Origin of the sequence: Streptosporangium sp. NPDC050855, assembly GCF_044456585.1 — a bacterium.
In the GTDB taxonomy this organism is placed as follows: domain Bacteria; phylum Actinomycetota; class Actinomycetes; order Streptosporangiales; family Streptosporangiaceae; genus Streptosporangium; species Streptosporangium longisporum.
The window spans coordinates 408,292-433,471 of record NZ_JBITFY010000003.1 but is presented as its reverse complement, the minus strand read 5'-3'; the positions used below and the strand labels follow the sequence as shown (position 1 = coordinate 433,471).

The window sequence follows — 25,180 nt, the reverse complement described above, 5'->3', positions numbered from 1 at the left end:
GTGGAGAGGCAATGAGCAGGACCGAATCGCTGGCCGACTATCTCCGTGACCAGGGCAGGCGCAAGCTGGACCGGGTCGAGGCCAGGGACGGGGGGCGCAACGCACGCTCGGCGCTGGCCCTGCTCGACGCGGCCGTCTACACCCGTTCCCTGCAGGAGGACGATCCGTTCGTACGGCTTCTGGCGGAGGCGGGGTGCTTCGGCCCCGATGGGGACGGTGACTTCAGCCCGACGGACCGGGTCGCCAAGGTCGTCCGCTTCTGGGAGTCGGGGGAGCCATGGCAGCTGCTGATGGCGATCCGGTTCGCGCTCCAGGGCGCGCTGACCTGAGGCCGGCGCCGTGCCCGGGCCGACGTCGCCCCCTGGGCCCGCACCGGTCACGGGGACGCGCCACCGGTCACGAGGTGCGATGCCGGTCATGAGGGTGCGGTGCCGGTCATGAGGGTGCGGTGCCGGTTTCACGGGGACGCGGTGCCGGTTACGAGGGTGTGGCACCGGTCACGGAGACACGGCGTCGGTCACGGAGGCACGGCACCGCTCATGGGGGTGCGACACCGGGTTTGAGGCGGCGCGCCGGGGAAACACGGATCGAGGTCACGGCCCTGACGTGCCGGAGCGCCCGGTGCCTGTCGGGGCCGGCCGGGGTCCGCCGGAGCCGGGGGCGAACATCGGCCGGGGTCCTCCGGTGGCACCATCGGACACCCCGTCGATGCCGAGATCAGGAGGAAGAGTGAGCATCGCGCAATTCAGGTCGATCGTTCTGGACTGCCCGGACCCCAAGCGGCTGGCCGACTTCTACGTCGCCCTGCTGGGCTGGAAGGTCGACAGCAGCAGGGACGACTGGGTGGTGGCCACCGGCGACGGCCCCGGACGGCTCTGCTTCCAGCTCGCCCCCGACCACCGGCCGCCCGACTGGCCGGGCAACGAGAGGCCGCAGCAGTTCCACCTTGACCTGACCGTCGAGGACCTCGACGAGGCCGAGAAGGTCGCCCTGGAGCTGGGAGCGGTCAAGCACTCGCACCAGCCGGCCGAGGAGGAGGGCGGGGAGGGGGATTTCCGGGTCTTTCTCGACCCCGCCGGGCATCCGTTCTGCTTCTGCGTGGACTGACCGTCCTGGGGGATCTCAGGGCCTCCCAGGGCGGTCCTGTGCCGCCCCCGGGGCCTTTCCGGCGCCGATTTCCGCTCGAGACCCGCACCGGGCGGCGGGTCCTGAACGGGCACGGATCGAAGGGGCCTTCCGACGTGACCCGGAAGGCTCGTCCTTCGGCGGGACCGGAAGGCTCGTTCCTCGGTGACCCGGCCGAGCAGGTCTGGCTCGAACAGGCCGGAAGGCCCGTCCTTCGGAGGCACCGAGGTCTGTCCCCGGGACGTCCTGGAACCGGCACGTACCGGGAAAGGTCCTCGGTGGCCCGGCCGAGCAGGTCTGGCTCGAACAGGTGGGGAGGTCCGCTTCGGCAGGGCCGGAAGGCCCGCCCTCCGCCAGGACCGGGAGGTGACCTCCCGGCAAGAGCCGGGAGGTCGCCTTCGGCGAGGTCTCCCACAGGGCCGGAGGATCACTCCCCGGCCGGAGTGGGCGGGGCGCCGGGCCGGATCGGCCCGTACCCGTGAACCGGGTCACACCCCGCCCGGAGCGGGCGGCGCCGGACCAGGTCGGTCCGGACCTGCCGGTCGGGTCACTCCCCGGGCGGAGCGGGCGGGACGGAGTGCCTCCCGCCGGACTCCCGGGACGCCCGGGGCCCGCCGGCGCCCAGGGCACCGCCCACGGCCGAGACGGTATGGGTGAGCCGGAGCCCGGAACCGTCGCGGCGGCCGAGCTCCTCGGGAAGCGGCACGGGCTTGCCCACGGCCGACGCGGCGCGGACCGGGGCCGGGCCCGCCCAGGCGAGCAGCAGCACGTCCTCGCCCTTGAGGAAGCGCTGGACGCGGACGCCGCCGGTGCCCCGGCCCTTGGCCGGGTACTCGGCGAAGTCGGAGATCTTGGCGCCGCCGACCTGGGTGCCGGGCAGCGCGGTCGACGAACCGGCGATCGTCACCACCCGTGACTCGCGGGTGGGGTCGACCGCTCCGAACCAGATCACCGTGGCGCCGCCGTCCAGCCGGACCCCGGCCATGCCGCCCGCCGGACGGCCCTGCGGCCGGACGACCGAGGCGGGATAACGCAGCAGCTGGGCGTCGGAGGTGATGAAGACCAGGTCGTCCTCCTCGCTGGTCAGCTCCACCGCCCCGACGACGCTGTCGCCCTCCTTGAGGCCGATGACCTCGAAGTCGTCGCGGTTGGCCGGATAGTCGGGCACGACCCTCTTCACCACGCCCTGAGCCGTGCCCAGCGCCAGGCCGGGCCCGTCGGGGTCGAGCGAGCCGAGACCGACGACCGTCTCACCGGGGTTGAAGGTGACGTACTCCGCGACCGGGTGACCGCCCGACAGCGAGGGCGGGTTGTCCGAGCGGGGCAGGGTGGGCAGGTCGACCACCTGGACCCGGATCATCCGCCCCTGGTTGGTGACCACGCCCACCTCGCCCCTGACCGTGCTCCGCACGACGGAGAGCAGCACGTCGTGGGCCGAGCGGTCGCCGTCGGCCGCCAGCGGGGAGGCGTCGTGCGTGCGGGCCAGCAGGCCGGTGGAGGAGAACAGCACCAGGCACGGGTCGTCGGCCACCTCCAGCGGGGCCGAGACGTTCCTGGCCATCCCCGACGCCTCCAGCAGCACCGTGCGGCGGGGGGTGCCGTAGGTCTTGGAGACCTGGGCCAGCTCGTCGGAGACCACCTTGCGCAGCCTGTCGTCGGAGGACAGGATCGCGGTCAGCTCGGCGATCTCGTCGCGCAGCGTCTCGCTCTCCCGGTCCAGCTCCAGCTTGTCGTAGCGGGTCAGCCGGCGCAGCGGGGTGTCCAGGATGTAGTTGGCCTGGATCTCGGAGAGGTCGAAGACCTCCCGCAGGCGCTCGCGGGCCTGGGCGGAGTCGTCGGAGGAGCGGATGACCTGGATGACCTCGTCGATGTTGAGCAGGGCCACGATGAGGCCCTCGACGAGGTGCAGGCGCTCCTCGCGCCGGCGCCTGCGGTACAGCGAGCGGCGGCGGACCACGTCGATGCGGTGGTCGACGTAGACCTGCAGCAGCTCGCGCAGGCCCAGCGTGCGCGGCTGGCCGTCCACCAGCGCGACGTTGTTGATGCCGAAGGTCTCCTCCATCGGCGTGAGCCGGTAGAGCTCCTCCAGCACGGCCTCGGGGATGAAGCCGTTCTTGATCTCGATGACCAGGCTCAGGCCCTTGTGGCGGTCGCTGAGGTCCTTGAGGTCGGAGATGCCCTGGAGCTTCTTGGCGGTGACCAGCTCCCGGATCTTGGTGACCACCCGCTCGGGGCCGACGTTGAAGGGCAGCTCGGTGACGACGATGCCCTTGCGCCGGGCGCTGACCTGCTCGACGGAGCACTTGGCGCGCATCCGGAACGTGCCCCGGCCCTTGGCGTACGCGTCCCGGACGCCGTCCAGGCCGATGATCGTGCCGCCGGTGGGCAGGTCGGGGCCTGGTACGAAGCGCATCAGGTCGTCGAGCGTCGCCTCCGGCTTCTTGATCAGGTGCCGGGCGGCGGCGATCACCTCGACGAGGTTGTGCGGCGCCATGTTGGTGGCCATCCCGACCGCGATGCCGGTCGCCCCGTTGACCAGCAGGTTGGGGAAGGCCGAGGGCATGACCGTGGGCTCGGTCTCCTGGCCGTCGTAGTTGGGCTTGAAGTCGACGGTGTCCTCGTCGATCGACTGCACCATGGCCATGGCCGCCGAGGCCAGCCGGGCCTCGGTGTAGCGCATCGCGGCGGGCAGGTCGTCCGGGGAGCCGAAGTTGCCGTGGCCGTCGATGAGCGGCAGGCGCATCGAGAAGGGCTGGGCCATCCGGACCAGCGCGTCGTAGATGGCGGTGTCGCCGTGCGGGTGGAGCTTGCCCATCACGTCGCCGACGACGCGGGAGGACTTCACGTGACCCCGGTCGGGCCGCAGGCCCATCTCGCTCATCGAGTAGAGGATGCGCCGCTGGACCGGCTTGAGGCCGTCCCTGGCATCGGGCAGCGCACGCTGGTAGATGACCGAATATGCGTATTCGAGGAAGCTGGTGCGCATCTCGGTGGAAACGTCGATGTCGACGATCCGCTCCTCGAAGCCCTCGTCGGTCGGGGGTGTGGTCGTCCGTCGAGCCATCTGTTTTCCTGCGCGTGCGCCCCGGCGGTCAGGCCGAGGGGGAGGCGCATCCTCCTTCTGTCATCGTGGGCGAAGCGTTGGCGCCGGGTCCCGGGGAACACCGGGCCGGAGTGTCCGGCGGAGGACCGGCGACGGGGGCGACCGGACATCGTACCGAGACTCGATACCATACCCACGCCGTCCGACACTTCCGGGCCCCGTCCGGCCCGTGGCGCGGCCCGTCGCCCTCCCGCGCGGCCCGGGGACGCTCGGGGATCACCGTGATCATGGGTACGGGCGCGGGCCCCGGGGCCGCGGACCGTCGTCGTTCCGCCCGCTCCCGCGCACCTCAGGGACCGCCCGGAGCACAAGAGGCGCCGGGGACGCCGGAGCGGGGCCCCGCCCCGGGCCAGGGACCGGGCGGCGGGGCGCCCTCGTACTCGTCCCCGGGCACGTTCACCCGCGTGTCGTAGAGCCTGAAACCGCGGGCGAGGTAGTTGGCGAGCGCCGCGGGGCCGTCGAGCGAGCAGGTGTGCAGCCACACCCTGCGGGTCGGCTCCCGCCCCGGCCACCGGTCGGCCAGGTCCCAGGCGCGGGCCGTGCCGGCCGCCAGCAGGTGCCCGCCGAGACCCTTGCCGATCGCCCAGGGCAGCAGCCCGAAGCAGGTGATCTCGACGGTGGCGTCGTCCTGCGCGGCGAGTTCGACGTAGCCCGCGGGGGAGCCGCGGTGGTGGGCCACCCAGATCTCCACGCCCTCCAGCCAGCGCGCCCACTCCGCCCAGGTCCAGGGCAGCCGCTCGGTCCAGTGCCAGTCCCCGCCGACCGCCGTGTAGAGGAACCGGCCGAACTCGGGGGAGGGCGACTCGGCGCGTACGACGTCGACCTCGATCGACGGCGGTCTCGCGGGCCGCAGGTCCGACGGCGAGGTCTGCTCGAGGTAGCGGGTGGTGACGTCCATGGTGGATGCATCAAACCATGACGGGGAACCGGCCGGGTCCCGTGCCCTCCCCGCCTTCCCCGCCGCGCCGGAGCCGGGAGAAAACAGTCGGTCGGACCTGGTACCAATGACCGGGTGAGCGAAGAGCTGATGCTGCGCGAAGAGGCCGAGGAGCGGCTGCGGGCGCTCGCCGGGGAGCACGCCCGGCTGCGCGAGGACCAGTGGGCGGCCATCAAGGCCCTGGTCATGGATCGTCGGCGGGTCCTCGTGGTGCAGCGCACCGGCTGGGGCAAGTCGGCGGTCTACTTCATCGCGACCGCGCTCCTGCGCGAGCTGGGCGAGGGACCGACCGTGATCGTGTCACCGCTGCTGGCCCTGATGCGCAACCAGATCGCCGCGGCCGAACGCGCCGGGATCAACGCGGTCACGGTCAACTCGGCCAACCCCGAGGAGTGGGAGCAGGTCTACACCCAGGTCGCCGAGGGCGAGGTGGACGTGCTGCTGGTCAGTCCCGAGCGGCTCAACAACCCCGACTTCCGCGACCACGTGCTGCCCGAGCTGGCCGAGAGCGCGGGCCTGATCGTGGTCGACGAGGCGCACTGCATCTCCGACTGGGGTCACGACTTCCGCCCCGACTACCGGCGGCTGCGCACCCTGTTCGAGGAGCTCACCGAGGGCGTGCCGATCCTGGCGACCACCGCCACCGCCAACGCCAGGGTGACCCGCGACGTCGCCGAGCAGATGGGCGAGGAGACGCTCGTGCTGCGCGGTGCGCTGGAGCGCGACAGCCTGCACCTGGGGGTCGTGCGCCTGCGCGGCGCCGAGCAGCGCCTGGCCTGGCTGGCCCACACCCTGCACGAGCTGCCCGGCTCCGGCATCGTCTACACGCTCACCGTGGCCGCCGCCCAGGAGATCGCCGCCTACCTGCGCGAGCAGGGCCACGAGGTGATCGCCTACTCCGGGCAGACCGAGCAGGCCGAGCGGCTCGCCGCCGAGCAGGCGCTGCTCGACAACAAGATCAAGGCCCTGGTCGCCACCTCCGCCCTGGGCATGGGCTACGACAAGCCCGACCTCGGCTTCGTCGTCCACGTCGGCGCCCCCCAGTCCCCGGTCGCCTACTACCAGCAGGTCGGGCGCGCCGGGCGCGGGGTCGAGCGGGCCGAGGTGATCCTGCTGCCCGGCGCGGAGGACCGCGACATCTGGGCCTACTTCGCCTCGCTGGCCTTCCCGCCCGAGCCGGTCGTCCGGTCCGTGCTGGCCGCGCTGGAGGAGGGCGGCGTGATGTCCACCGCGGCCCTGGAGAACCGGGTGGACCTCAGCCGGAGCCGCCTGGAGACCATGCTGAAGGTCCTCGACGTCGACGGCGCGGTCCGCCGGGTCAAGGGCGGCTGGGAGTCGACCGGCGAACCCTGGGGGTACGACGCCCCGCGTTACGCCCGGGTCGCGGCCGAGCGCGAGGCCGAGCAGCGGGCCATGCTGGAGTACATCGAGACCACCGGCTGCCGCGAGGAGTTCCTGCGCCGCCGCCTGGACGACGACACCGCCTCCCCGTGCGGGCGCTGCGACAACTGCACCGGCGCGCACCGCAGCGCCGAGGTCGACGAGCAGGCCGTACGGGCCGCCGCCGACCGGCTGCAGCGGCCCGGGGTGGAGGTCGAGGCCCGCAGGCAGTGGCCGACCGGCCTGACCGACCTCAAGGGCAGGATCAAGCCGGAGCTGGGCGCCGAACCCGGCCGGGCGCTGGGCAGGCTCACCGACATCGGCTGGGGCAACCGGCTGCGCGCCCTGCTCGCCGAGGGAGCCCCGGACGGGCCGGTCCCCGACGACGTCTTCGCGGCCGTGGTCACGGTGCTCTCCTCCTGGCAGTGGGAGTCGCGCCCGGTCGGCGTGGTCGCGGTGCCCTCGTCGAGCCGTCCGCTGCTCGTGCGGAGCCTGGCCGAGCGGGTGGCGCAGGTGGGACGGCTGACCTACCTGGGAGACCTCGGCTACCGGTCGGGCCCGCCCGGACGGCAGTTCAACAGCGCCCAGCGCGTCCAGGCCGTCCGGGGCACCCTGGCGATGCCCGCGGCGCTGGGCGCGGCCGTCGCCTCGGCGGGCGGCCCCGTCCTGCTCGTCGACGACCTGGTCGACACCGGCTGGACGATGACCCTGGGCGCCGCGATGCTCCGCCACGCCGGGGCCCCGGCCGTGCTGCCCCTGGCCCTGGCGGTCACCAGCTAACGCCCCGCCCCCGAGGGCTAGGAGACGCCCATGTTCAGGTAGTCGTAGTCCTGGAAGATGTCGCTGACGTGCACGTTGGTCAGGCGGCCGCTGCGCAGCAGGACGTGCGTCTCCCACTGGACGGGCAGGATGACGGCCTGTTCCATCACGGCCCGGTCGACCTGGGACCACAGGTCCTCGCGGCGGGCGGCGTCGGTCTCGACGTAGGCGCGGTCCAGCAGGCGGTCCACCTCGGGCAGCCGCACGCTCACGTTGAACGACCCCCCGTCTTCGATCTCGCGGCTGTCCACGATGTACGACAGGTAGTCGCGTCCCTCGGGCCAGTCGGGGTTCCAGCGCATCATCACCAGGCCGATCGCCTCCCTTCTCAGCTCGGCCGGGTTGCCGCCGTGGTCGTCGAGGTAGTCCTCCTCTGGGAACCCCCGCAGGGCCAGCCGGATGCCGACCCGCTCCAGCGACCGCCTGAGCCGGTCGGCGGCCTCGGGCTCACCCAGCCGGTCCGTCCGGTAGCCGATCCTGGCCGTGAAGCCTCCGGGCCTGCCGCACGCGGCCAGGTGCCCCCGGGCGCTCTCCAGGTCGCCGCCACCGGTCTGGTAGAGGTTCAGCGGCCGGTACCCGGAGACGCCGGGGGCGAGCAGGCCGGTGGCGATCCTGCCGGAGCGCAGCCCGGTGCCGAAGGCGTCGCGCAGCGACACCCGGTCGGCCGCCGCGAACACCGCCCTGCGGCACGACACGTTGTCGAAGGGGGGCACCTCGGGGTTGAGCGCGATGAACCGCAGCTGGTTCACCGTGGCCACGTCGGAGCGTGCCCGCAGGTCGGGCCGTGCGGCGATCCGGTCGGCCAGCCCCACATCGGCCCTGGCGGCGAGGTCCAGGTCCACGTCCTCGGAGACGAGCCTGCTGTCGATGGTGTCCTGGTCCAGGCCGAAGTCGATCTCGTAGCGGTCGGGGAGCGCCCGGCGGTGCGGATCGGTCGCGGCCGACCAGCGCGGGTTGCGGACCAGGACGAGCCGCCTGCCCTCGCGAAGGGTGCCGAACCGGTACGGGCCCGAGGAGAGCACCCGGCTCCCGTACTTCTGGCGGGTGTCCTTGGAGGGCGGGACCGGCATGGTCTGCGGGCTCTGGACGACGTGGTCGAAGGTGGGGTACGGCCTGAGCAGGTGGAAGACGATCGTCCTGTCGTCGGGTGTCTCGATCGCGGATGAGGTGTCGGCGCCGGGCGACCGGTAGGGGCCGCGGTAGCCCTCCGGCAGGTCGAGCAGGGACCTGAAGTGGTGCGGCCCCTCGTCGAGGACGTCCCTGTCCAGGGTGCGGAGCACCGCGTGCTTGACGTCCGCCGAGACGATCGGCGTCCCGTCCTCGTACCTGAGGCCCTCGCGGAGCCGGTAGGTCCACGTGCGGGAGTCGTCGGCGGGGACGCCCGGCCCCTCGGCCAGGTCGCCCACCGGCTCCCGGCCCGCACGGCCGGGAGCGGGCCGGTACATCGTCAGCGACCGTCCGTAGAGCCGCATGACGTTCCACAGCGAGACGTAGTAGCTGTTGCCCGGGTCCAGGGAGTCGGGGGTGAACGAGGCCGCCATCCGGATCGTCCCGCCCCGTTTCGCCGAGGGGGCGGCGATGGACGTCAGGGCCGCGTCGGGCCCGGTCCGCGCGGCCCCCGCGACGGCCTGTCCCGAGGGCGGCCCGGAGCCGGAGCCGCCGGTGGTCCTCGGCCAGAGCGCGACGACCAGCGCGCACGCCGTCACGACCGCCGCGCCCGCGGTCAGGACGCGACGGTGGCGTCTCAGCCCGCCGAGGGGAGAGGTCCTGAACCCCCAGGACGGCGCCGGCGACGACGGTAACGACGGGGACGGTGACGGTGACGGTGACGGCAGGAACGGTGACGACGGGGACGGTGACGGGGGCACCGGGGACGGCGGCACGGAGGACGACGGCACGGGGGACGACGGTGACGAAGGCGGCGGGGCGTCACGGACCTCGGGCCGGGACGCCGGGCCGGGCACGGAGGCGCCGCCCGGGTTCAGCAGCGCGTCCAGCACCTCGCCGGAGGTCGGACGCTCCCGGGGGTCCTTGGCGAAGGCGGCGTGCAGCAACGGGCGCAGCGACTCCGGCACCCCGGACAGATCAGGGGTGCCGGACAGGATCGCGTGCATCACCACCGGCAGGTCGCCCGAACCGAACGGTGACCGTCCGGTCGCCGCGAACACCATGGTCCCGGCCCAGGCGAACACGTCGCCCGCCATGCCCACGTCCTGGCCGTGGAAGTGCTCGGGGGCCATGTAGGCCGGTGTGCCGATCACGCCGCTGGTCACGCTCTGCCCGGCGTCCAGCGCCCTGGCTATGCCGAAGTCGATGACGCGCGGGCCGTCGGGCCCCAGCAGGACGTTGCTCGGCTTGAGGTCGCGGTGCACGATCCCGGCACGGTGGATCGCGACCAGCGCGGTGGCGGTGGCGACGGCCAGCCTGAGCAGCGCGTGCTCCGCGCGCGGGCCGTCCCGCAGCACCGCCTGATGCAGCGACTCGCCGTCCACGTACTCGCTGAGGATGTACGGCCGGGCGCCGACGGTGTCGACCTCCAGCACGCGGGCGGTGCAGAACTGGGCGACCCTGCGGGTGGCCTCGGCCTCCCGCCGGAAACGCCGCTGGGCCGCGGGGTCGTCGGCGAGCTTGGCGTGCAGCACCTTGAGGGCGACGCGCTCTCCCGAGGGCGTCAGCGCGAGGTAGACGACGCCCTGGCCGCCCTCCCCGAGGAAGCCGACCAGCCGATGCTCGCCGATCCGCTCGGGGTCACCCTGCCGCAGGGGGAGCGGCTCCGGCATGCCGTCACTCCAGGGGTCGCGATGAACGTGACCCGACCACGATATTGAATCGATCCGCTCACAGGGAGGGCTTGGCGATCCTCGCGACGCCCGAACGCCTCATGCCCCCCGTACCGCGGGACGGGGTGTCCACGCCCTGGGGACCCGACGACCGCATCGGCCCGGCCGGACGGGACGGACGCAGCCGGCTCAGAGGCGGGGACGGGCGCCCAGGTGCGAGATGGCCCGGGAGGCCAGGTGACACCCGTCGGCCAGCGCCTCGGCCGGGGGCTTGCCACCGAGCCAGGCGGGCAGGAAACCCGCGGTGAAGGCGTCGCCCGCGCCGGTGCCGTCGACCACGCGCTCGACGGCCTCGGCCGGAGCCGTGACCGGGTCGGGACGGTTGTTGCCGAACCACAGGGCGCCCTCGTCGTTGAGCTTGACGACCACCTGCGGGAACCACGCGGTGAGCACCTTGGCGGCGGCGGCCGGGTCGTCGCGGCCGGTGAGGACCTTGGCCTGGTCGGCGTTGGCGAACAGCAGCTTGGCGTTCTGCGTCCACTCCAGGAACGGCTCGGCGCCGGTGCGCTCCAGCGGCGCCGACGAGGAGCAGTCCACCGAGACGGACATCCCCGCGCGGCGGGCCAGCTCCAGGGCCGCGAGACCGGCCTCGCGCGACCCCTCGTTGATGAGGGTGTAGCCCGACAGGTGCAGGTGACCGCCCTGGGAGAACAGGTCGCGGGGCAGGTCCTCGGGGGACAGGGCCGCGTTCGCACCGGGGTCGGAGAGCATGGTGCGCTCGCCCTTGTGGGTGACGAGCACCACGCAGGTGCCGGTGGGACGCTCGGGATCCATGACGAGGCGGGCGTCGACGCCGTACCCCATCAGCTCCATGTCGCGGTTGCGGCCCGTGATGTCGGCGCCGCGCCGTCCGATGAAGGCGACCTCGGTGCCCTCGACGGCGAGCCAGGAGGCGATGTTGGCACCCGACCCGCCACCGTGCATGGTGACGATCGCCGGTGTGTCACTCGCCCTGGCCAGCGGGTAGCGAGCCCGGGCGACCGCGTCGGTCATGAGATCGCCCACCACGACCACCCGCGTCATGATGTCACCACCTTGCTGCCTTCGATGCCGACATGCCTCTATACGTGCCTTGAGCCGTACCGCTGGCCGTGCCTCCGGCCGCCAAAAACCTAACAGCTTCCGGCCAGCGTGTGGGGCCTTGACCGAACACCGGACCAGAGTCGATGCACAAGCGTTGCGTGAATCCCCCCGGCCGGTCCGATGCGTGGGATGCACGTCTACTCTCGGGACTGTGGAGGCTGCTCAGTATCCCGCTCACTGGGAGGCGGACGTCGTCCTGTCGGACGGCGGCACCGCCCACGTACGCCCGATTCGGCCCGCCGACGCCGACCGGTTGCGTTCCTTCTACGGCCGGCTGTCCGACGAGTCGATCTACTTCCGCTTCTTCGGTCCCCGGCCGCGGTTGTCGGACCGGGAGATCACCTGGTTCACCAACGTCGACTACGTGGACCGGGTGGCGCTGATCGCCACGATCGGCACCGAGATGGTGGCGGTCATCCGCTACGACCGGATCGAACCCGGCGAGGCCGAGGTCGCCTTCCTCGTCGAGGACGCCCATCAGGGTCGCGGGGTCGCCTCGGTGCTCCTGGAGCACCTGGCCGCGACCGCCAGGGAACACGGGATCGGCCGCTTCGTCGCCGACGTGCTGCCCGCCAACCAGAAGATGATGGGGGTGCTCAAGCAGGCCGGCTACACCGCGCAGAGCCGCTTCGCCGACGGCGTGGTCCGGATGACCCTCGACCTCACCCCGACCGAGACCGCCCAGGAGGTGACCGCCTCCCGCGAGCACCGCGCCGAGTCCCGCTCGATCGAGCGGCTGCTCTCGCCGGGCTCGGTGGCCGTCGTGGGAGCCGGGCGCGAACCGGGCGGCGTCGGCCAGACCGTGCTGCGCAACCTGCTCGGCGCCGACTTCACCGGGCCGGTCTACCCCGTGCACCGCGAGGCACGGGCCGTGGCGGGGGTGCGCGCCTACCCGAGCGTGACGGCCATCGACGGGGAGGTGGACCTCGCCGTGCTCGCCGTACCCGCCGACGGGGTCATCGACGTGGTCAAGGAGTGCGCGGAGAAGGGCGTGCGCGGGCTGATCGTGGTCTCCTCCGGGTTCGGCGAGACCGGCCCGGAGGGACGGGAACGGCAGGACGAGCTGGTGCGCATCGCCCGCGCCTACGGCCTGCGGGTCGTCGGCCCCAACTGCCTGGGCATCGCCAACACCGATCCGGCCGTACGGCTGAACGCCACCCTGGCCGCCACCGTCCCCGGGCGGGGCCGGGTCGGTTTCTTCAGCCAGTCGGGCGCCCTGGGCACCGCGCTGCTGCAGCGGGTGGCGCAGCGGGGCATGGGCATCTCCTCGTTCGTCTCCGCGGGCAACCGGGCCGACGTGTCCGGCAACGACCTGCTGCAGTACTGGGAGGAGGACCCGAACACCGACGTGATCCTGCTCTACCTGGAGTCGCTGGGAAACCCCCGCAAGTTCGCGCGCCTGGCACGGCGCATCTCGCGCCGCAAGCCGATCGTCGTCGTCAAGAGCGGCGGCACCACCCAGGGCGTCCCCTCCGGCCACGCGGCCCCCGTCCTCGGCCTGCCCGACACCGCGCTCAGCGCCCTGTTCGAGCAGGCGGGCGTGATCAGGGTCGACGACCTGATCCAGCAGTTCGACGTGGCGCAGCTGCTGGCCTACCAGCCGCTGCCCACCGGGCCCAGGGTCGGCCTGGTCAGCAACTCCGACGCGATGGCCCTGCTGGCGGCCGACGCCTGCGTCCGGATGGGCCTGGAACCGCTGCCCCCGGTCAACCTGGGCGCGCGGGGCTGCGCCGCGGAGTTCGGCGAGGCCCTGGCCTCGGTGCTTCCCGAGGTGGACGCGGTGGTCGCGATCTACATGCCGCCCATCCCCGGCAACGCCGCGCAGGTCGCGGCCGAGCTGCTGCGGGTCTCGCGCGGCTCCGGCAAGCCGGTGCTGGCCACGTTCGAGGGCAAGATCGGCATGCTCGAGGGGCTGCGGGTCGGCACCGTCCCCGAGCGGGGCTCGATCCCCTCGTACGCGGCACCGGAGGAGGCGGTGCGCGCGCTCGCCCACGCGGTGCGGCACGCGCGCTGGCTGGAGCAGCCGGCGGGGGTGTTCGAGGAGCCCGAGGGCGTCGACACCGCCGCGGCCCGGGAACTCGTGCACGCCGCGCTGGGCGAGGCCCCGGCCGAGATCGACGCCTCGGAGCTGCTGGCGTGCTACGGGGTGGAGGTATGGCCGTCACAGACGGTGGGGTCGCCGCAGGAGGCCGTCGACGCCGCCGAGAGGCTCGGCTGGCCGGTCGTGCTGAAGGCCGCCGGTCCCGAGGCGGCCAAACGCGCCGGGACCGTACGCCTGGGGCTGGCCGGTCCCGACGGGGTGCGCGACGCCTACGCCGACCTGACGCGCCAGCTCGAACCCGAGTCGGTGCTCGCGGTGCAGCGGATGGCGCCCCAGCCCGCGGTACCGACCGTGGCCGGTGTGATGGAGGACCCCGCCTTCGGCGCGGTGGTCTCCTTCGGGCTCGGCGAGGTCACCGCCCGGCTGCTCCACGACGAGGCGTACCGGCTGGCCCCGCTGACCCGCGAGGACGCGGCGGCCCTGGTGCGGTCGCCGCGCGCCGCGCCCCTGCTGCTCGGCGAGTACGGCTACCCGCCGGTCGCGGTGGAGGCCCTGGAGGAGCTGCTGATCCGCCTCGGGCGGCTGGCGGACGACCTCCCGGAGGTGGCGCGGCTGACCCTGGACCCGGTGCTGGTGGGGGAGAGCGAGGTGATCGTGCTGGGCGCCCGCGCCGTGCTCCGCAGCCACCGGGGCCCGCGTCCCGACGACGGCCCCCGCAGACTGGGCTGACCCGGCCGCCGGGACCGCGTCACGACGTCCCGGCGGGCAGGACCTGGACGCTGCAGGCCACCGTGCCGGACACATTGCCGGCCGGGCCGATGGACGCGGTGCCGGACACGCCGGTGGACACGGCGCCGGACAAGGCGCCGGACGCGGTGCCGGGCAAGGCGCCGGACGCGGGGGTGAGGCCGGTCCCCGGGGGCGGCCCGCTCTGGACGGCCCTGCCGGTGGCGGTCAGCGTGCCCGAGGCGTCCGGTGCCACGGCCACCTCGACCGTGATCCGGGGAAGCTGGAACCCCGGCCCGGCCCGGCCGGTCGTGCCGCAGCCCAGGCGCCGGTCCGTGATGCGGCACGTCCAGCCCGTGCCCCGCGCCCGCACCGGGGTCAGGCCCTCCGGGAAGTGGTAGGTGACCCCGGTCGGTCGGGTGATGCCCGGGGAGAGGCGCCCCGCCGTGACGTCGATGGAGAAGACCCCGGCGCCGCCCGCCTCGAACGGGCCGTCGTGGACGGTGGTCAGGACCAGGTCCCCGAACAGGCCCTCCACGGAGACGGGGGACACGGCGCCCGTCACCCCGGCCGCGCCCGTCGCGCCCGTCGCGCCCGTCGCACCTGCCCTCCCCGCCACGACGCCCGTCGCTCCTGTCGCTCCCGTCGTGCCCATCGCCATCGCCGGGCTCACCGCTCCGGCCACGCCCACCACGCCCACCACGCCCGCCACGCCCGCCACGCCCGCCACGCCCGTCGCGGCGAGCACCAGCCCGGCCAGCCGCAGGGCACCCGTGAGCCACGGCGCCCCGGAAGGACGCGCGGACCCGGCGGGACCCGTGGCGCCACCGGGACGCGGGAGGCGCACGGGACGCGTGAGGCCGCCTCGCGGTGTCGTACCGGGCGTGCTCCCGGGCCTGCTCCCGGAGCGGTGGCGCGGACCCGGACGGTCATCGGTCATCTCTCGTCCTCTGGTTCAGGGACACCGTCACCTCGGGGCGGCCAGAGGGACCTCCCACGGGGGACAGGCGTTCCGCGGATGAAGCGGGCGAACGCGCCGGGCCGGCCGTCGCCGGGCCCGGGACGGCACGCGGCGCCGCCACCGCTCCCGGTAACCGTTAAAAGATCACGTCAAACCGGCCGGATGGAAAAGTCACGGCAGGGACGGGCCACGGCGGCACCGGCCCCGTCGGGACGGGGATCTCCACGGCCCCGGGGAGGCCGGCCGGACCGGATCACGATTTGCACCACCCGGTGAAGGTCACCCGCTCCCGGTGAAAGCGCCGCCCCGGACAGGGCAGGATGGACCCATGAGGGAAACCCGACTCCCGTCCGCCGGCCTGCGAGACGCCATCGACCGCAGTGGCTACTATCCCGACCTGGTCACCGACGCGGTCGAGTCCGCGCTCGGCAAGGAGCAGGTGGACGCCTACGTCGTGCACCACGAGGCCACCTTCGACCCGGCCATGGAGGTGCGCAGGCACGTCACCGTTCTGGTGCTCTCACCCACCCGGCTGCTCGTCTGCCACACCGACGAGCACCCGCCCGTGGAGGGGGTGTCGGCGTCCCACGCCTCCACCACCACCGAGGCCGTGCGCCTCAGCCGGATCCAGTCGGTCGCGGTCACCCGGGTCGTCCCCGACCCCGCCTCCTACGTGCCGGGCGTACCGCCCACCGAGGTCACGCTGACCATCGGCTGGGGGGCCATCTCCCACGTCGACCTGGAGCCGGCGACCTGCGGCGACGACAACTGCGAGGCCGATCACGGATACACCGGCGCCATCACGGCCGACGACCTCTCCCTGCGGGTGAGCGAGGCGGCCGACGGACCAGAGGCCGTCTCCCACGTGCTGGCATTCGCCAAGGCACTGTCGGAGGCCACGGCCCGTACCGCCTCGTGAACCCGCTCATCCCGGCGTACGGGACGGCCTCGCTCGCGGACCTGTCCCGCTCGCTGCTCGCCGTGGTCGGGATGGACGACGACAACCCGCTGGAGCTCGCCCCGGCCGAGCGGGTCCTGCTCTTCCTGGTGGACGGCATGGGCGCCGAGCTGCTCCGCGCCCACCCGCAGGTCGCGCCGTTCCTGTCGTCCCGGGCGGGCAGGACGATCACCGCGGGCTTTCCCTCCACGACCGTGACCAGCCTGAGCAGCCTCGGCACCGGCCTGTCGCCGGGCGAGCACGGCATGCTCGGCTGCCAGCTGGCCGTCCCCGGCACCGGTCACCTGTTCAACTGCCTGCGCTGGACCGCCCCGGGCCCCCCGATCGATCCCGGCGAGTGGCAGCCGGCCCCGACGGTCTACCAGCGCGCCGCCGCCGCGGGCGTCTCGGTCGGCTACGTCGGCCCGGCCAAGTTCGAGACCACCGGCCTGAACCGGGCGGTCTACCGCGGGGTCCGCTTCACCGGGGCCGACGAGGTCGACGAGCGGATCGCCGGGGTGCGCCGCGCGCTGGCCGAGCCCCGCGCCCACGTCACGGTCTACTACGGCGACCTCGACTCCACCGGCCACCTGACCGGCTGGGGCTCCGCGGAATGGCTCGACCAGCTCGCCCTGGTGGACCGGATGGCCGAGCGGCTCGCCGAGACGCTCCCGCCCGGCTCGGCGATGTACGTCACCGCCGACCACGGCATGGTCAACATCGACGAGCGGATCGACGTCGACGCCCTGCCCGCGCTGCGCGAGGGCGTCGCCCTGCTCGGCGGTGAGGCCAGGGCCCGCCACGTCTACACCGCTCCCGGCGCGTCCTCGGCGGTCCTGGACGCCTGGCGTGAGACCCTCGCCGGGAAGGCGTGGGTGGCCTCCCGGACCGAGGCGGTCGACTCGGGCTGGTTCGGCCCGAGGATCCGTCCCGAGTGGCTGCCCAGGATCGGCGACGTGCTGGCCGTCCCGTACACGGACTGCGCCATCGTCTCCACGGCGACCGAGCCGAAGGAGGCGTCCTTCGTCGGCTGCCACGGCTCGCTGACCCCCGCCGAACAGCACGTCCCCCTCCTGGAGGTGAGCACCCGATGAGCCCGCTGATCACCGCCGCGGAGCTGGCCGGCCTGTCCGGCGCGACCGTCCTCGACGTGCGCTGGAGACTCGGCGGCGCGCCCGGTGCCGCCGGCGTCGACGACTACCGCGCCGGGCACATCCCCGGCGCGGTCTTCTGCGACCTGGAGACCGACCTCGCCGGCCCGCCCGTGCTGGAGGCCGGGACGCCCGGGGGCCGCCACCCGCTGCCCTCGGCCGCCTCCTTCCAGGAGGCGATGCGGCGGCTCGGCGTGTCCGGCTCCCGTCCCGTCGTCGTCTACGACGAGGCCGACTCCACCGCCGCGGCCCGCGCCTGGTGGACGCTGCGCCACTTCGGCCACCCCGACGTCCGCGTCCTCGACGGCGGCCTGCGCGCCTGGGTCGCCGCGGGATCGCCGCTCTCCACCGAGGAGCCCGTCCCCGAGCCCGGCGACTTCGAGGCCCGGCCCGGAGGCATGCCGGTGCTCGACGCCGGCCAGGCCGCCCGGCTCGCCGCCGACGGGGTCCTGCTGGACGCCCGCGCCGCCGAACGGTACCGCGGCGAGGTCGAGCCGATGGACCCGGTCGCCGGGCACATCCCGGACGCGGTCAGCGCCCCCACCGCCGAGAACGTCGAGCCCTCGGGCCGCTTCCACCGGCCCGCCTTCCTGCGGGAACGGTTCAACACCCTGGGCGTCGTGCCCGGCGTGGAGGTGGGCGCCTACTGCGGCTCCGGCGTGACCGCGGCGCACCAGGTGCTGGCCCTGGAGGTGGCCGGCGTGCCGGCCGCGCTCTACGTCGGGTCGTGGTCGGACTGGGTGACCGACCCGGCGCGGCCGGTCGCCACCGGCTGATCCCCGTACCCGAAGCAGACGAAGCCCGCCACGCCCGACGTCGCGCTCGCGACGGCCAGCGCCCGCGCGGGCGGGTCACCGGCGGCCAGCGCGGTGTGGAAGGCCGTCATCAGCGTCAGCGTCTCGGTGTCGCGGACCGGCACCAGGCTGGCGACCACGCACCGCGACCCCAGCGACAGGAACGTGCCGGCCAGCCCCAGCGGCGCCCCGTCGGCCGGTGCGTGGGCCATTCCCGCGTCGCACGCCGACAGCACCACCAGGGCGGGCGGGGTGCGCAACCGCAACAGGTCGTACGCCATCAGCGGGCCGTCGTCGAGGTCGATGCTCGACAGCAGCGGCCCGCGGGGGGAGAACATCCCGTGCGCGGCCAGGTGCGCCACGTCCGCCCCCTCCAGCGCGGCCAGCACGTCCGCCCGGCGTGCCGCCACCCGTTCCGTCCCCGGGTGGCGGTCGCCGACCATGGCGGCCTCGGCCCCGGCGCACCGCAGGCCGGGACCGGCCACCGCCACGACCCGCCCCCGCCGCCCGTGCCCTCCGCCCGGCTCCCCGGGAGCTTCCCGTCCGTTTCCCGCGCCCGGCTCCCCGGGCCCTCTCCGCCTGTTTCGCGTGCCCGGCTCACCGCGTCCTTCCCGGCCGTCTCCCGTGCCCGGCTCCCCGCGTCCGGCGAGCCAGGCGGCGGCGCTGGCCGCCACGGTCACCGGCCGGCCGGCGTTCGACGGCAGCAGCGGCCAGGGCAGGGTGTGCAGGGTCCCGGTCGGGACGACCACCAGCGGCCGGTCGCCGAGCAGATCGCGCAGCGGGCGCAGCAGCAGTCGCTCCAGCTCGGCCGCGTCCGCCCCCTCCGTACCGGGGAGCGCGGCCCGGCCGTCGCGCAGGTGCGTTCTGCGCAGCCCGTAGCGGAGGCGGACGGTGGCCTCGGCGACGGCCGCGAACGGCCCGAGGCGGCGCAGCGCCAGCCGGTCCCGGGTGACCGCGACGGCGACGAGCTCGCCCCGGTGGCGGACGAACTCCACCAGCGACGTCCGTCCCAGCCCCGCCCGCAGCGCGGACAGGCCGGGTGCGAGCGGCCGGCCGGAGCCCCCGGTGACCGCCCGCCACCGCTCGGCCCAGGCCAGGACCGCGCGGGCGTGACCGGTCCGCAGGGCCAGCTCCAGCCCGAACGCGGCCAGTGGCTCGCCCGCCCTGACCGCGTGCGCGCGCAGCATCGGGTCCTCCAGCGCCCTGGTGTCCGCCCCGACCTCGGCCAGACCGGCCAGCACCGCGGCGAACGCCCCCCGCCGGTCACCCGCCAGGGCGCGGCGCAGCGCCGTCGCCTGACGGGCGACCACCCCGCGGCCCGCGCGGGCCAGCGGCGCCAGCTGCTCCTCGGCGGCCGGCCGGTCGCCCAGCTTCAGCGAGACCTCCGCGGCGGTGAGCCTGAGCGCCGCCGAGGCGTCGTCGTGCCCCGCGGCGCCCAGGTCGTCCGCGCAGCCGAGCATCTCCCCGGGCAGGTCCGGGGAGGGCGGGCCCAGGGCGAGCCGGGCCCGCAGCGCGATCTCGGTGGCGAGCGGCACCAGGACCGTCCGGCCCTGCGCGGCCAGCTCGCGGGCGGCCGCCCCGGCGCTCTCGGCGGCCCCGCGCGGATCGCCGGTGCGCAGCTCGACCCTGGCGAGCAGCAGCCGGGCCTCCGCCAGGGCCACCCCGGCACCGGCCGCCGCCAGCTCGGGGACGGCCGCCTCCAGCAGCACCCGCGCCTCGCCGGGCAGGTGGGCGGCGACCAGCGCCTCGGCCAGGTCGCAGCGGACCGTCGCGAGCCGCTCCGGGTAGCCGAGCAGCACGGCCTCGGCGCGCCGGTAGGCGGTGAACGCGGCCGGCAGGTCGCCGCGCCGCGCGGCCAGGAACGGCAGGTTGCCCTCGGCCAGGGCGAGCAGGTGCTCCAGGCCCGCGTCCCGGGCCAGTTCCGCGCACCGGCTCAGGTCGGCCTCGGCGGCGGCGAACTCCCCGAGGAAGACGCGGGCGAGCCCGCGGTTCAGCATCGCGCCGGCCAGGAACCTGACGTCGCCGCCGAGGACGGTCACGGCCCGGTCGCAGTGGGCGACGGCCTCGCGGTAGCGGCCGAGCCGCGCCAGCGCCACCGCCCGGTGCACCCCGAGCTTGCCCAGCTCGGCACCGGTCAGGCCGGGCTCGGCGTCGGCGGCGACGGCCAGCGCCTGCTCCGGGTGGCCCAGTTCCGTGCGGACGTGGACCAGCGAGAGCCGGGCCTGGGCCGCCCGGTGCGCCAGCCCCGCCGCCAGGGCCACCCGTACGGCCCTGCGCAGCCGTTCCTCGGCGAACGGCAGGTCACCCAGCTCGCGCGCGGCCACGGCGAGCGCCCGGTGCGCCACCGCCTCGGCCTCGCAGTGCGGGCAGCCCTTGACCCGCCTTCCCGGCCCGTCCGGCCCGCTTGATCCGCTCGATCCATCCGATCCGTCCGCCTCGCCCGATCCACCCGCCTCGCCCGATCCGCCCGCCTCGTCCGGGGCGGCCGTTCCCGGGCAGAGGTCCGGAAGCGAGGCGAGCACGGCATGGGCGAGGGCGAGCGCGCCGGCCGGGTCGCTGCCCGAGAGGTCGACCGCGCGCTCGGCCGCGGCGAGCGCATCACCGTCGGTCACGCGCTCGGCGGCGAGGGCCTCGTGATCGGCTGCGCTCCCCGTGCTCCCCGTGCTCCCCGTCGCGGCGAGCGTCTCGTCGGGGCCCACCTACGGGCGGATCCGGGTCCAGCTGGTGACCACCGGTGCGCGGCCCGGCAGGTGGCAGACCACGCTGAACCAGCCGGGCGGCAGGCCGGTGACCGCGAACCGGCCCGTCGGGGACGGCGTACGCGACTCGGTCAGGTGCAGCGTGCGGATCTCCACCAGCGCGCCCTGTTCGGGGCAGGGGGAGATCTGGCCCGCCAGATCGACCAGGCCGTCCAGGGAGCCGACCTCCAGCTCCACCGTGAGCCCGGCCGCGGTGAACCTCAGCAGCCGCGGACGCTCGGCGGACCGCACCCCGCGCGGCGCGGGCGTGGCGGCCGGTCGGGCCGTGGCGGCGCCGGGCAGCCGCAGGCCGAAGGCCGCGCGGGCCGCGGCCGTCACCCGCTCGGGCACCGGGTCGCTGCCCGAGGCCAGGCGCAGGGCGGCTATCAGGGACTCGTCGTCGATCGGCGTGGGATGCCGCGTCACGGTGTCGCCTCCCGGGCGGTGAGCATGGTGCGCAGACGGTTCAGGCAGCGGCCCCGGGTGGGCCCGTAGCTGCCGGTGGGCATGCCCAGGCGCCCGGCCAGCTGGTGGACGCCCGCGTCGGGGGCCGAGGCCATCAGCCGGAACAGCGAGCGGCACGGCTCGTGCATCTCGTCGACGGCCTGCCACAGACGGCGGCCCTCGTCGGCGGTGAGCACGGCCAGCGCCGGGTCGGCGTGGGCGGTGCCGTCCGGCGCGGTGAGCGGGAGCCCGTCGTCCGGATGCTCGGCCACCGGCCGCTCGGCCCGGTGCCTGCGGCTCAGCAGGGACGCCTCGCGCTTGGCCGTGGTCAGCAGCCAGTACCCGAGGCGGTCCGGGTCACGGATGGTGTGCAGGCTCTCCAGCAACCTCAGCCAGGTGCCCTGGACCGCGTCGGCGGCGTCGGCCGGGCCCAGGTCGTAGGCGCGCACGGCCGACCAGAGAGGACCGCTGAACCGCGCGACCAGGGCGTCCCAGGCCTCCTGGCCGCCCGCCAGGACGTCGTCGGTCGCGTGCTGGTCCCTCACCGGCGTCTCCAGGGTCACGTAGAACACCGAGGGTGTTCGAGTGATGACTTCGGGTGAGACTTTAGCCGGGCATGGGCACGACCACACCGGAATCCGGAATCCGTCGGCACTCCGCGCCCTCCAGCAGGTACGCGGCGGCCTGCCGGGGGGATCGTTCCACGGTCGCCGCGGCGATCGCCCCGCTCACCAGGGCGGTGGCGAAGGAGGTCCCGCTCCAGCGGGCGTAGCCGTCGAAGGGCGGGTGGTCCAGGAAGGCGCTGGACAGCCACTCTCCCGGGGCGCAGGCGTCCACCCAGGGGCCGTGGCCGGAGAACGGCGCCCTGGCCTGTCCGGTCGCGTCCAGCGCCGCGACGGCGATCACCCCGGGCGAGGCGGCCGGCCAGAAGGGGCGGTCGGAGGCGGTGTTGCCCGCGCACGCCACCGTGACCGTGCCGGCCGGGCCGCCGGCCAGGTCCTCCAATGCGGCCTCCACCAGCGGGGAGGGGCCGTCGTCGAAGGTGTGCGTGCCGAAGGAGAGGTTGAGCACTCCGGGTGGGTCGGCCCTGAGCCGGCCCAGGACGTGCAGCAGCCCGGCCTCGTCCCCGACGCCGTGGCCGTCCAGCATCCGGATCGGCCGCAGGCGCGCCCCCGGGGCCGACCGCAGGATCAGCCCGGCGATGAACGTGCCGTGCCCGGCCTGGGGGTCCGGCAGGCCGTCGCCGTCACCGTCGGTCACCTCGTCGCCCTCCCGCCCGCGTCGCAGGAACCACGGGCTCCGCTCCCACCAGGGGTGCTCGGTCAGGCCGGTGTCGGGCAGGGCCACGGTCACGGAGCCCGCCCCCGGCCCGTCCGGGGCGGGTCCGGGCGCCGGGAGGGCGGCGTGGGGAAAGGGGCGTGAGGCCGGTCCGCCGAAGTAGAGCGGCTGGCCCGTCACGATGTGGTTGGGGGAGGCCCGCACCCCTCGCGCCCGTACCGACGCCACCAGGTCGCAGACGTCCACGCCCCGGGAGAGCCGCACCCGGTAGACCCCGCCGGTCTCGGTGACGGCCTCGGCCCAGCGGGCGGTGGCCGCCAGGCCCGAGGCGTCGGTCAGCAGCTGGCCCTTCCTGATCAGAGCGGGCGAACCGGGGATGGGTTCGACCCGTTCGATGCCGGTATCCATCTGGTCCTCCGGAAACGATCGCCGAGTGGCGGGGTTCTCTTCATTCCCGGGAAAGTCACGGTCAAGTGCCCACGCCGCAACATCTCGGTATGACCCCCCTCTGGTGCGAGGTCGCGACCGACGGTAGTCTCTCCTTCAGTCACTTGTGATCATCCTGGAACGAGGCCGTTGGGGAAGGCGCACCTCGTACCGAAACGGGAGGTCCGGTGTCTGCTCGTGGCGTGCTGTACGTCCACTCGACTCAGCCTGCGCTGTGCCCGCATATCGAATGGGCGGTCGCAGGCGTTCTTGGCGTACCCGTAGACCTGACCTGGACTCCACAGCCCGCCGCGCCCGGCCACGTGCGCGCGCAGGCCGAGTGGGAGGCCCGTGTGGGGACCGCGGCGGCCATCACCTCGTCGCTGATGGGCTGGCAGCGCATACGTTTCGAGGTCACCGAGGACGCCTCACCGGGTGCCGACGGGTCCCGGCACGCCTACACCCCCTCGCTGGGAGCCTTCACGGCGGTGATCGGCGCCTCCGGGGACATCCTGATCCCCGAGGACCGGCTGCGCTCGGCCATGCTGATGGCCCGCCAGGGCCGGGTGGTGCTGGAGGAGGAGCTGGACCGCATGCTGGGCAAGCAGTGGGACGCCGAGCTGGAGTCCTTCCGGTACGCCGGGGAGGGCGCCCCGGTGCGCTGGCTGCACGCCGCCGTCTGACCGTCCCCCCTCGCTCCCACCGCGCCTGAAGGACCGGCGTTCGCCGAGAGACCGCCTCCCCGGCTCCGGACGGACCGTCCCTCGGCTTCGGACGGACCGTCCCTCGGCTTCGGCGGAAAACGAGCGAGCCCCCGCCGGTCAGGCCGGCGAGGGCTCGTCGAGCATTTGAATCGTCCCGGTCAATCCTGATCGATCCGGGTCCGCCTGGTCCGGGCGGCTCAGAGGGGGATGTTGCCGTGGGCGCCCCGGGCGGGGGTCGCCTGGGCCAGCACCCTGGCGATGGCGCCGCGGGTCCGGTCGGGGGTGATGACCTCGTCGATCACCCCGAGCTCCAGTGCCCGCTTCAGGCCCCCGGCCTGGATCTCGTGCTCCTCGGCGAGCCTGGTCTCCAGGTCGGCGCGCTCGTGTTGGGGGGCGGCGGCCAGCTCGCGGCGCTTGAGGACGCGCACGGCGGCGACCGCGCCCATCACCGCGATCTGGGTCGTCGGCCAGCCGAACACCCTGGTCGCGCCCAGCGACCGGGAGTTCATCGCGATGTAGGCGCCGCCGTAGGCCTTCCGGGTCATCAGCGTGATCCTGGGCACCGACGCCTCGGCGAAGGCGTGCAGCAGCTTGGCGCCGCGCCGTACCACGCCGTCGTGCTCCTGCCCGACGCCCGGCAGGTAGCCGGGCACGTCCACCAGGACGACCAGCGGCACCCCGAAGGCATCGCACATCCGGACGAACCGTGCGGCCTTCTCCGCCGAGGTGGAGTCGAGGCAGCCGCCCAGCCGCAGCGGGTTGTTGGCCACCACGCCCACCGTCCGGCCTCCCAGCCGGCCCAGCGTGGTGACGACGTTGGGCGCCCACCGGGCGTGCAGTTCCACACCAGGCTCGTCGAGCAGGCCCGTCACCAGCGGCTTCACGTCGTAGGCGCGGCGCACGTTCTCCGGCAGCAGCCCCGAGAAGTCGACCTCCTCGACCTCGTCCCGCACCCGGCCCTGGTGGCCCAGCAGCACCGCCAGGCGCCGGGCCTGCAGGTAGGCGTCGGCCTCGGTCTTGGTGACCACGTGCACGACGCCGCTGCGCCTGCCGTGCGGCTCGGGCCCGCCCAGGGCTGCCATGTCGATCTGCTCGCCGGTGACGCTGCGGACCACGTCGGGGCCGGTGACGAAGATACGGCCCTCGTCGGCCAGGATCACGATGTCGGTCAGCGCGGGCCCGTACGCGGCCCCACCGGCGGCCGGGCCGACGACCACCGACAGCTGCGGGACCACGCCGGAGGCGCGGGTCATCGCGGCGAAGACGCGGCCGACCGCGTGCAACGACTCGACGCCCTCGGCCAGGCGGGCGCCACCGGAGTGCCACACGCCGACGATCGGGACCCGCTCGCGGACCGCGACGTCGTAGGCGTGCACGATGTGCTCGCACCCCTCGCTGCCCATCGCGCCGCCCTGGACGCGGGGGTCGCTGACGAACGCGACGACCGGTACCCCCTCGACCCGGCCCGTCGCGGCCAGCATGCCGCTCCGGTCGACCGGTGAGATCAACCGCACCGACCCCTCGTCGAGCAGGGCCGACAGGCGCACCTGGGGATCGCGGGGATCGGCGGGCCGCCGCTCGGCGTCCTCGCCCACCACACCGTCGTCGAGCACGGTCATCACTTACCTCCAGCATGGAGATCCCGGACGTCGGTCCTGGGCGGGAAACGCGGCGCGCCGCCGCACGATGGTGG

General features: G+C 74.4%; 18 protein-coding genes. 8 read left to right on the top strand and 10 right to left on the bottom strand.

Annotated elements, in window-relative coordinates:
• Positions 1-11 precede the first annotated feature (11 nt).
• Entirely contained in the window at positions 12-329 is a 318-nt protein-coding gene (locus ACIBCT_RS09955) for a hypothetical protein (protein WP_399187013.1), read from the top strand.
• Between the two features lie 400 nt (positions 330-729).
• Positions 730-1,107 (top strand): VOC family protein, encoded by a 378-nt coding sequence (locus tag ACIBCT_RS09950; RefSeq protein ID WP_399187012.1) that lies wholly within the window; start codon positions 730-732, stop codon positions 1,105-1,107.
• Positions 1,108-1,672: 565 nt separating this feature from the next.
• Here the strand turns inward: ACIBCT_RS09950 and ACIBCT_RS09945 are convergent.
• Together ACIBCT_RS09945 and ACIBCT_RS09940 are read right to left on the bottom strand one after the other, a co-directional pair.
• Positions 1,673-4,189 (bottom strand): DNA topoisomerase (ATP-hydrolyzing) subunit A, encoded by a 2,517-nt coding sequence (locus ACIBCT_RS09945; RefSeq protein WP_399187011.1) that lies wholly within the window; start codon positions 4,187-4,189, stop codon positions 1,673-1,675.
• A 328-nt stretch (positions 4,190-4,517) separates the two neighbouring features.
• Positions 4,518-5,126: a GNAT family N-acetyltransferase gene (locus tag ACIBCT_RS09940; protein WP_399187010.1), complete on the bottom strand. Its 609-nt coding sequence runs from the start codon at positions 5,124-5,126 to the stop codon at positions 4,518-4,520.
• A gap of 129 nt (positions 5,127-5,255) precedes the next feature.
• Between ACIBCT_RS09940 and ACIBCT_RS09935 the strand changes: the two genes are divergently transcribed.
• Positions 5,256-7,325, top strand: a complete 2,070-nt coding sequence (locus ACIBCT_RS09935; protein ID WP_399187169.1) for a RecQ family ATP-dependent DNA helicase — start codon at positions 5,256-5,258, stop codon at positions 7,323-7,325.
• Positions 7,326-7,342: 17 nt separating this feature from the next.
• On the opposite strand, the gene ACIBCT_RS09930 is transcribed toward ACIBCT_RS09935, so the two are convergent.
• Positions 7,343-10,144, bottom strand: a complete 2,802-nt coding sequence (locus ACIBCT_RS09930; protein WP_399187009.1) for an ABC transporter substrate-binding protein — start codon at positions 10,142-10,144, stop codon at positions 7,343-7,345.
• Between the two features lie 189 nt (positions 10,145-10,333).
• On the bottom strand, positions 10,334-11,227 hold the full coding sequence (locus ACIBCT_RS09925) for a carbohydrate kinase family protein (RefSeq protein ID WP_399187008.1): 894 nt from the start codon (positions 11,225-11,227) through the stop codon (positions 10,334-10,336).
• A gap of 211 nt (positions 11,228-11,438) precedes the next feature.
• On the opposite strand from ACIBCT_RS09925, the gene ACIBCT_RS09920 reads away from it, so the two are divergent.
• The gene (locus tag ACIBCT_RS09920) at positions 11,439-14,057 is read left to right on the top strand and encodes a GNAT family N-acetyltransferase (protein WP_399187007.1); all 2,619 of its coding nucleotides are present in this window, start codon (positions 11,439-11,441) and stop codon (positions 14,055-14,057) included.
• Positions 14,058-14,076: 19 nt separating this feature from the next.
• Here ACIBCT_RS09920 and ACIBCT_RS09915 read toward each other — a convergent pair whose 3' ends face one another.
• Positions 14,077-14,994, bottom strand: coding sequence for a hypothetical protein (locus tag ACIBCT_RS09915; protein ID WP_399187006.1), 918 nt, complete (start codon positions 14,992-14,994; stop codon positions 14,077-14,079).
• A gap of 349 nt (positions 14,995-15,343) precedes the next feature.
• Between ACIBCT_RS09915 and ACIBCT_RS09910 the strand changes: the two genes are divergently transcribed.
• The 3 genes from ACIBCT_RS09910 to ACIBCT_RS09900 are packed head-to-tail and all read left to right on the top strand — an operon-like array spanning position 15,344 to position 17,879.
• On the top strand, positions 15,344-15,934 hold the full coding sequence (locus tag ACIBCT_RS09910; RefSeq protein ID WP_344896154.1) for a DUF5998 family protein: 591 nt from the start codon (positions 15,344-15,346) through the stop codon (positions 15,932-15,934).
• A complete protein-coding gene (locus ACIBCT_RS09905; protein WP_399187005.1) occupies positions 15,931-17,046 on the top strand; it encodes an alkaline phosphatase family protein in 1,116 nt (371 codons plus the stop codon). The genes ACIBCT_RS09910 and ACIBCT_RS09905 overlap by 4 nt, the downstream gene beginning before the upstream one ends.
• Complete coding sequence (locus ACIBCT_RS09900; RefSeq protein WP_399187004.1) at positions 17,043-17,879, top strand: sulfurtransferase; 837 nt, start codon at positions 17,043-17,045, stop codon at positions 17,877-17,879. The genes ACIBCT_RS09905 and ACIBCT_RS09900 overlap by 4 nt, the downstream gene beginning before the upstream one ends.
• Here the strand turns inward: ACIBCT_RS09900 and ACIBCT_RS09895 are convergent.
• Genes ACIBCT_RS09895 through ACIBCT_RS09880 form a run of 4 tightly spaced genes read right to left on the bottom strand, consistent with a single transcriptional unit; the run spans position 17,819 to position 22,765 of the window.
• Positions 17,819-20,596: a CHAT domain-containing protein gene (locus ACIBCT_RS09895; RefSeq protein ID WP_399187003.1), complete on the bottom strand. Its 2,778-nt coding sequence runs from the start codon at positions 20,594-20,596 to the stop codon at positions 17,819-17,821. The genes ACIBCT_RS09900 and ACIBCT_RS09895 overlap by 61 nt on opposite strands.
• The gene (locus ACIBCT_RS09890; protein ID WP_399187002.1) at positions 20,597-21,061 is read right to left on the bottom strand and encodes a hypothetical protein; all 465 of its coding nucleotides are present in this window, start codon (positions 21,059-21,061) and stop codon (positions 20,597-20,599) included.
• Positions 21,058-21,651 (bottom strand): RNA polymerase sigma factor, encoded by a 594-nt coding sequence (locus ACIBCT_RS09885; protein ID WP_399187001.1) that lies wholly within the window; start codon positions 21,649-21,651, stop codon positions 21,058-21,060. Before ACIBCT_RS09885 ends, ACIBCT_RS09890 begins: the two co-directional genes overlap by 4 nt.
• A gap of 34 nt (positions 21,652-21,685) precedes the next feature.
• Positions 21,686-22,765 carry a S8 family peptidase gene (locus ACIBCT_RS09880; RefSeq protein WP_399187000.1) on the bottom strand — a complete coding sequence of 360 codons (1,080 nt, stop codon included), beginning with the start codon at positions 22,763-22,765 and terminating at the stop codon, positions 21,686-21,688.
• A gap of 206 nt (positions 22,766-22,971) precedes the next feature.
• Between ACIBCT_RS09880 and ACIBCT_RS09875 the strand changes: the two genes are divergently transcribed.
• Positions 22,972-23,466, top strand: a complete 495-nt coding sequence (locus ACIBCT_RS09875) for a DUF3145 domain-containing protein (protein WP_344896133.1) — start codon at positions 22,972-22,974, stop codon at positions 23,464-23,466.
• A gap of 218 nt (positions 23,467-23,684) precedes the next feature.
• Here ACIBCT_RS09875 and ACIBCT_RS09870 read toward each other — a convergent pair whose 3' ends face one another.
• On the bottom strand, positions 23,685-25,106 hold the full coding sequence (locus ACIBCT_RS09870; protein ID WP_399186999.1) for an acyl-CoA carboxylase subunit beta: 1,422 nt from the start codon (positions 25,104-25,106) through the stop codon (positions 23,685-23,687).
• Positions 25,107-25,180: the final 74 nt, after the last annotated feature.

Coding starts and splice junctions, on each gene's coding strand:
- ACIBCT_RS09955 (WP_399187013.1), top strand. CDS start 12: ATGAGCAGGACCGAATCGCTGGCCGACTATCTCCGTGACCAGGGCAGG.
- ACIBCT_RS09945 (WP_399187011.1), bottom strand. CDS start 4,189: ATGGCTCGACGGACGACCACACCCCCGACCGACGAGGGCTTCGAGGAG.
- ACIBCT_RS09940 (WP_399187010.1), bottom strand. CDS start 5,126: ATGGACGTCACCACCCGCTACCTCGAGCAGACCTCGCCGTCGGACCTG.
- ACIBCT_RS09935 (WP_399187169.1), top strand. CDS start 5,256: ATGCTGCGCGAAGAGGCCGAGGAGCGGCTGCGGGCGCTCGCCGGGGAG.
- ACIBCT_RS09930 (WP_399187009.1), bottom strand. CDS start 10,144: ATGCCGGAGCCGCTCCCCCTGCGGCAGGGTGACCCCGAGCGGATCGGC.
- ACIBCT_RS09925 (WP_399187008.1), bottom strand. CDS start 11,227: ATGACGCGGGTGGTCGTGGTGGGCGATCTCATGACCGACGCGGTCGCC.
- ACIBCT_RS09915 (WP_399187006.1), bottom strand. CDS start 14,994: ATGACCGATGACCGTCCGGGTCCGCGCCACCGCTCCGGGAGCAGGCCC.
- ACIBCT_RS09910 (WP_344896154.1), top strand. CDS start 15,344: ATGAGGGAAACCCGACTCCCGTCCGCCGGCCTGCGAGACGCCATCGAC.
- ACIBCT_RS09900 (WP_399187004.1), top strand. CDS start 17,043: ATGAGCCCGCTGATCACCGCCGCGGAGCTGGCCGGCCTGTCCGGCGCG.
- ACIBCT_RS09880 (WP_399187000.1), bottom strand. CDS start 22,765: ATGGATACCGGCATCGAACGGGTCGAACCCATCCCCGGTTCGCCCGCT.
- ACIBCT_RS09870 (WP_399186999.1), bottom strand. CDS start 25,106: ATGACCGTGCTCGACGACGGTGTGGTGGGCGAGGACGCCGAGCGGCGG.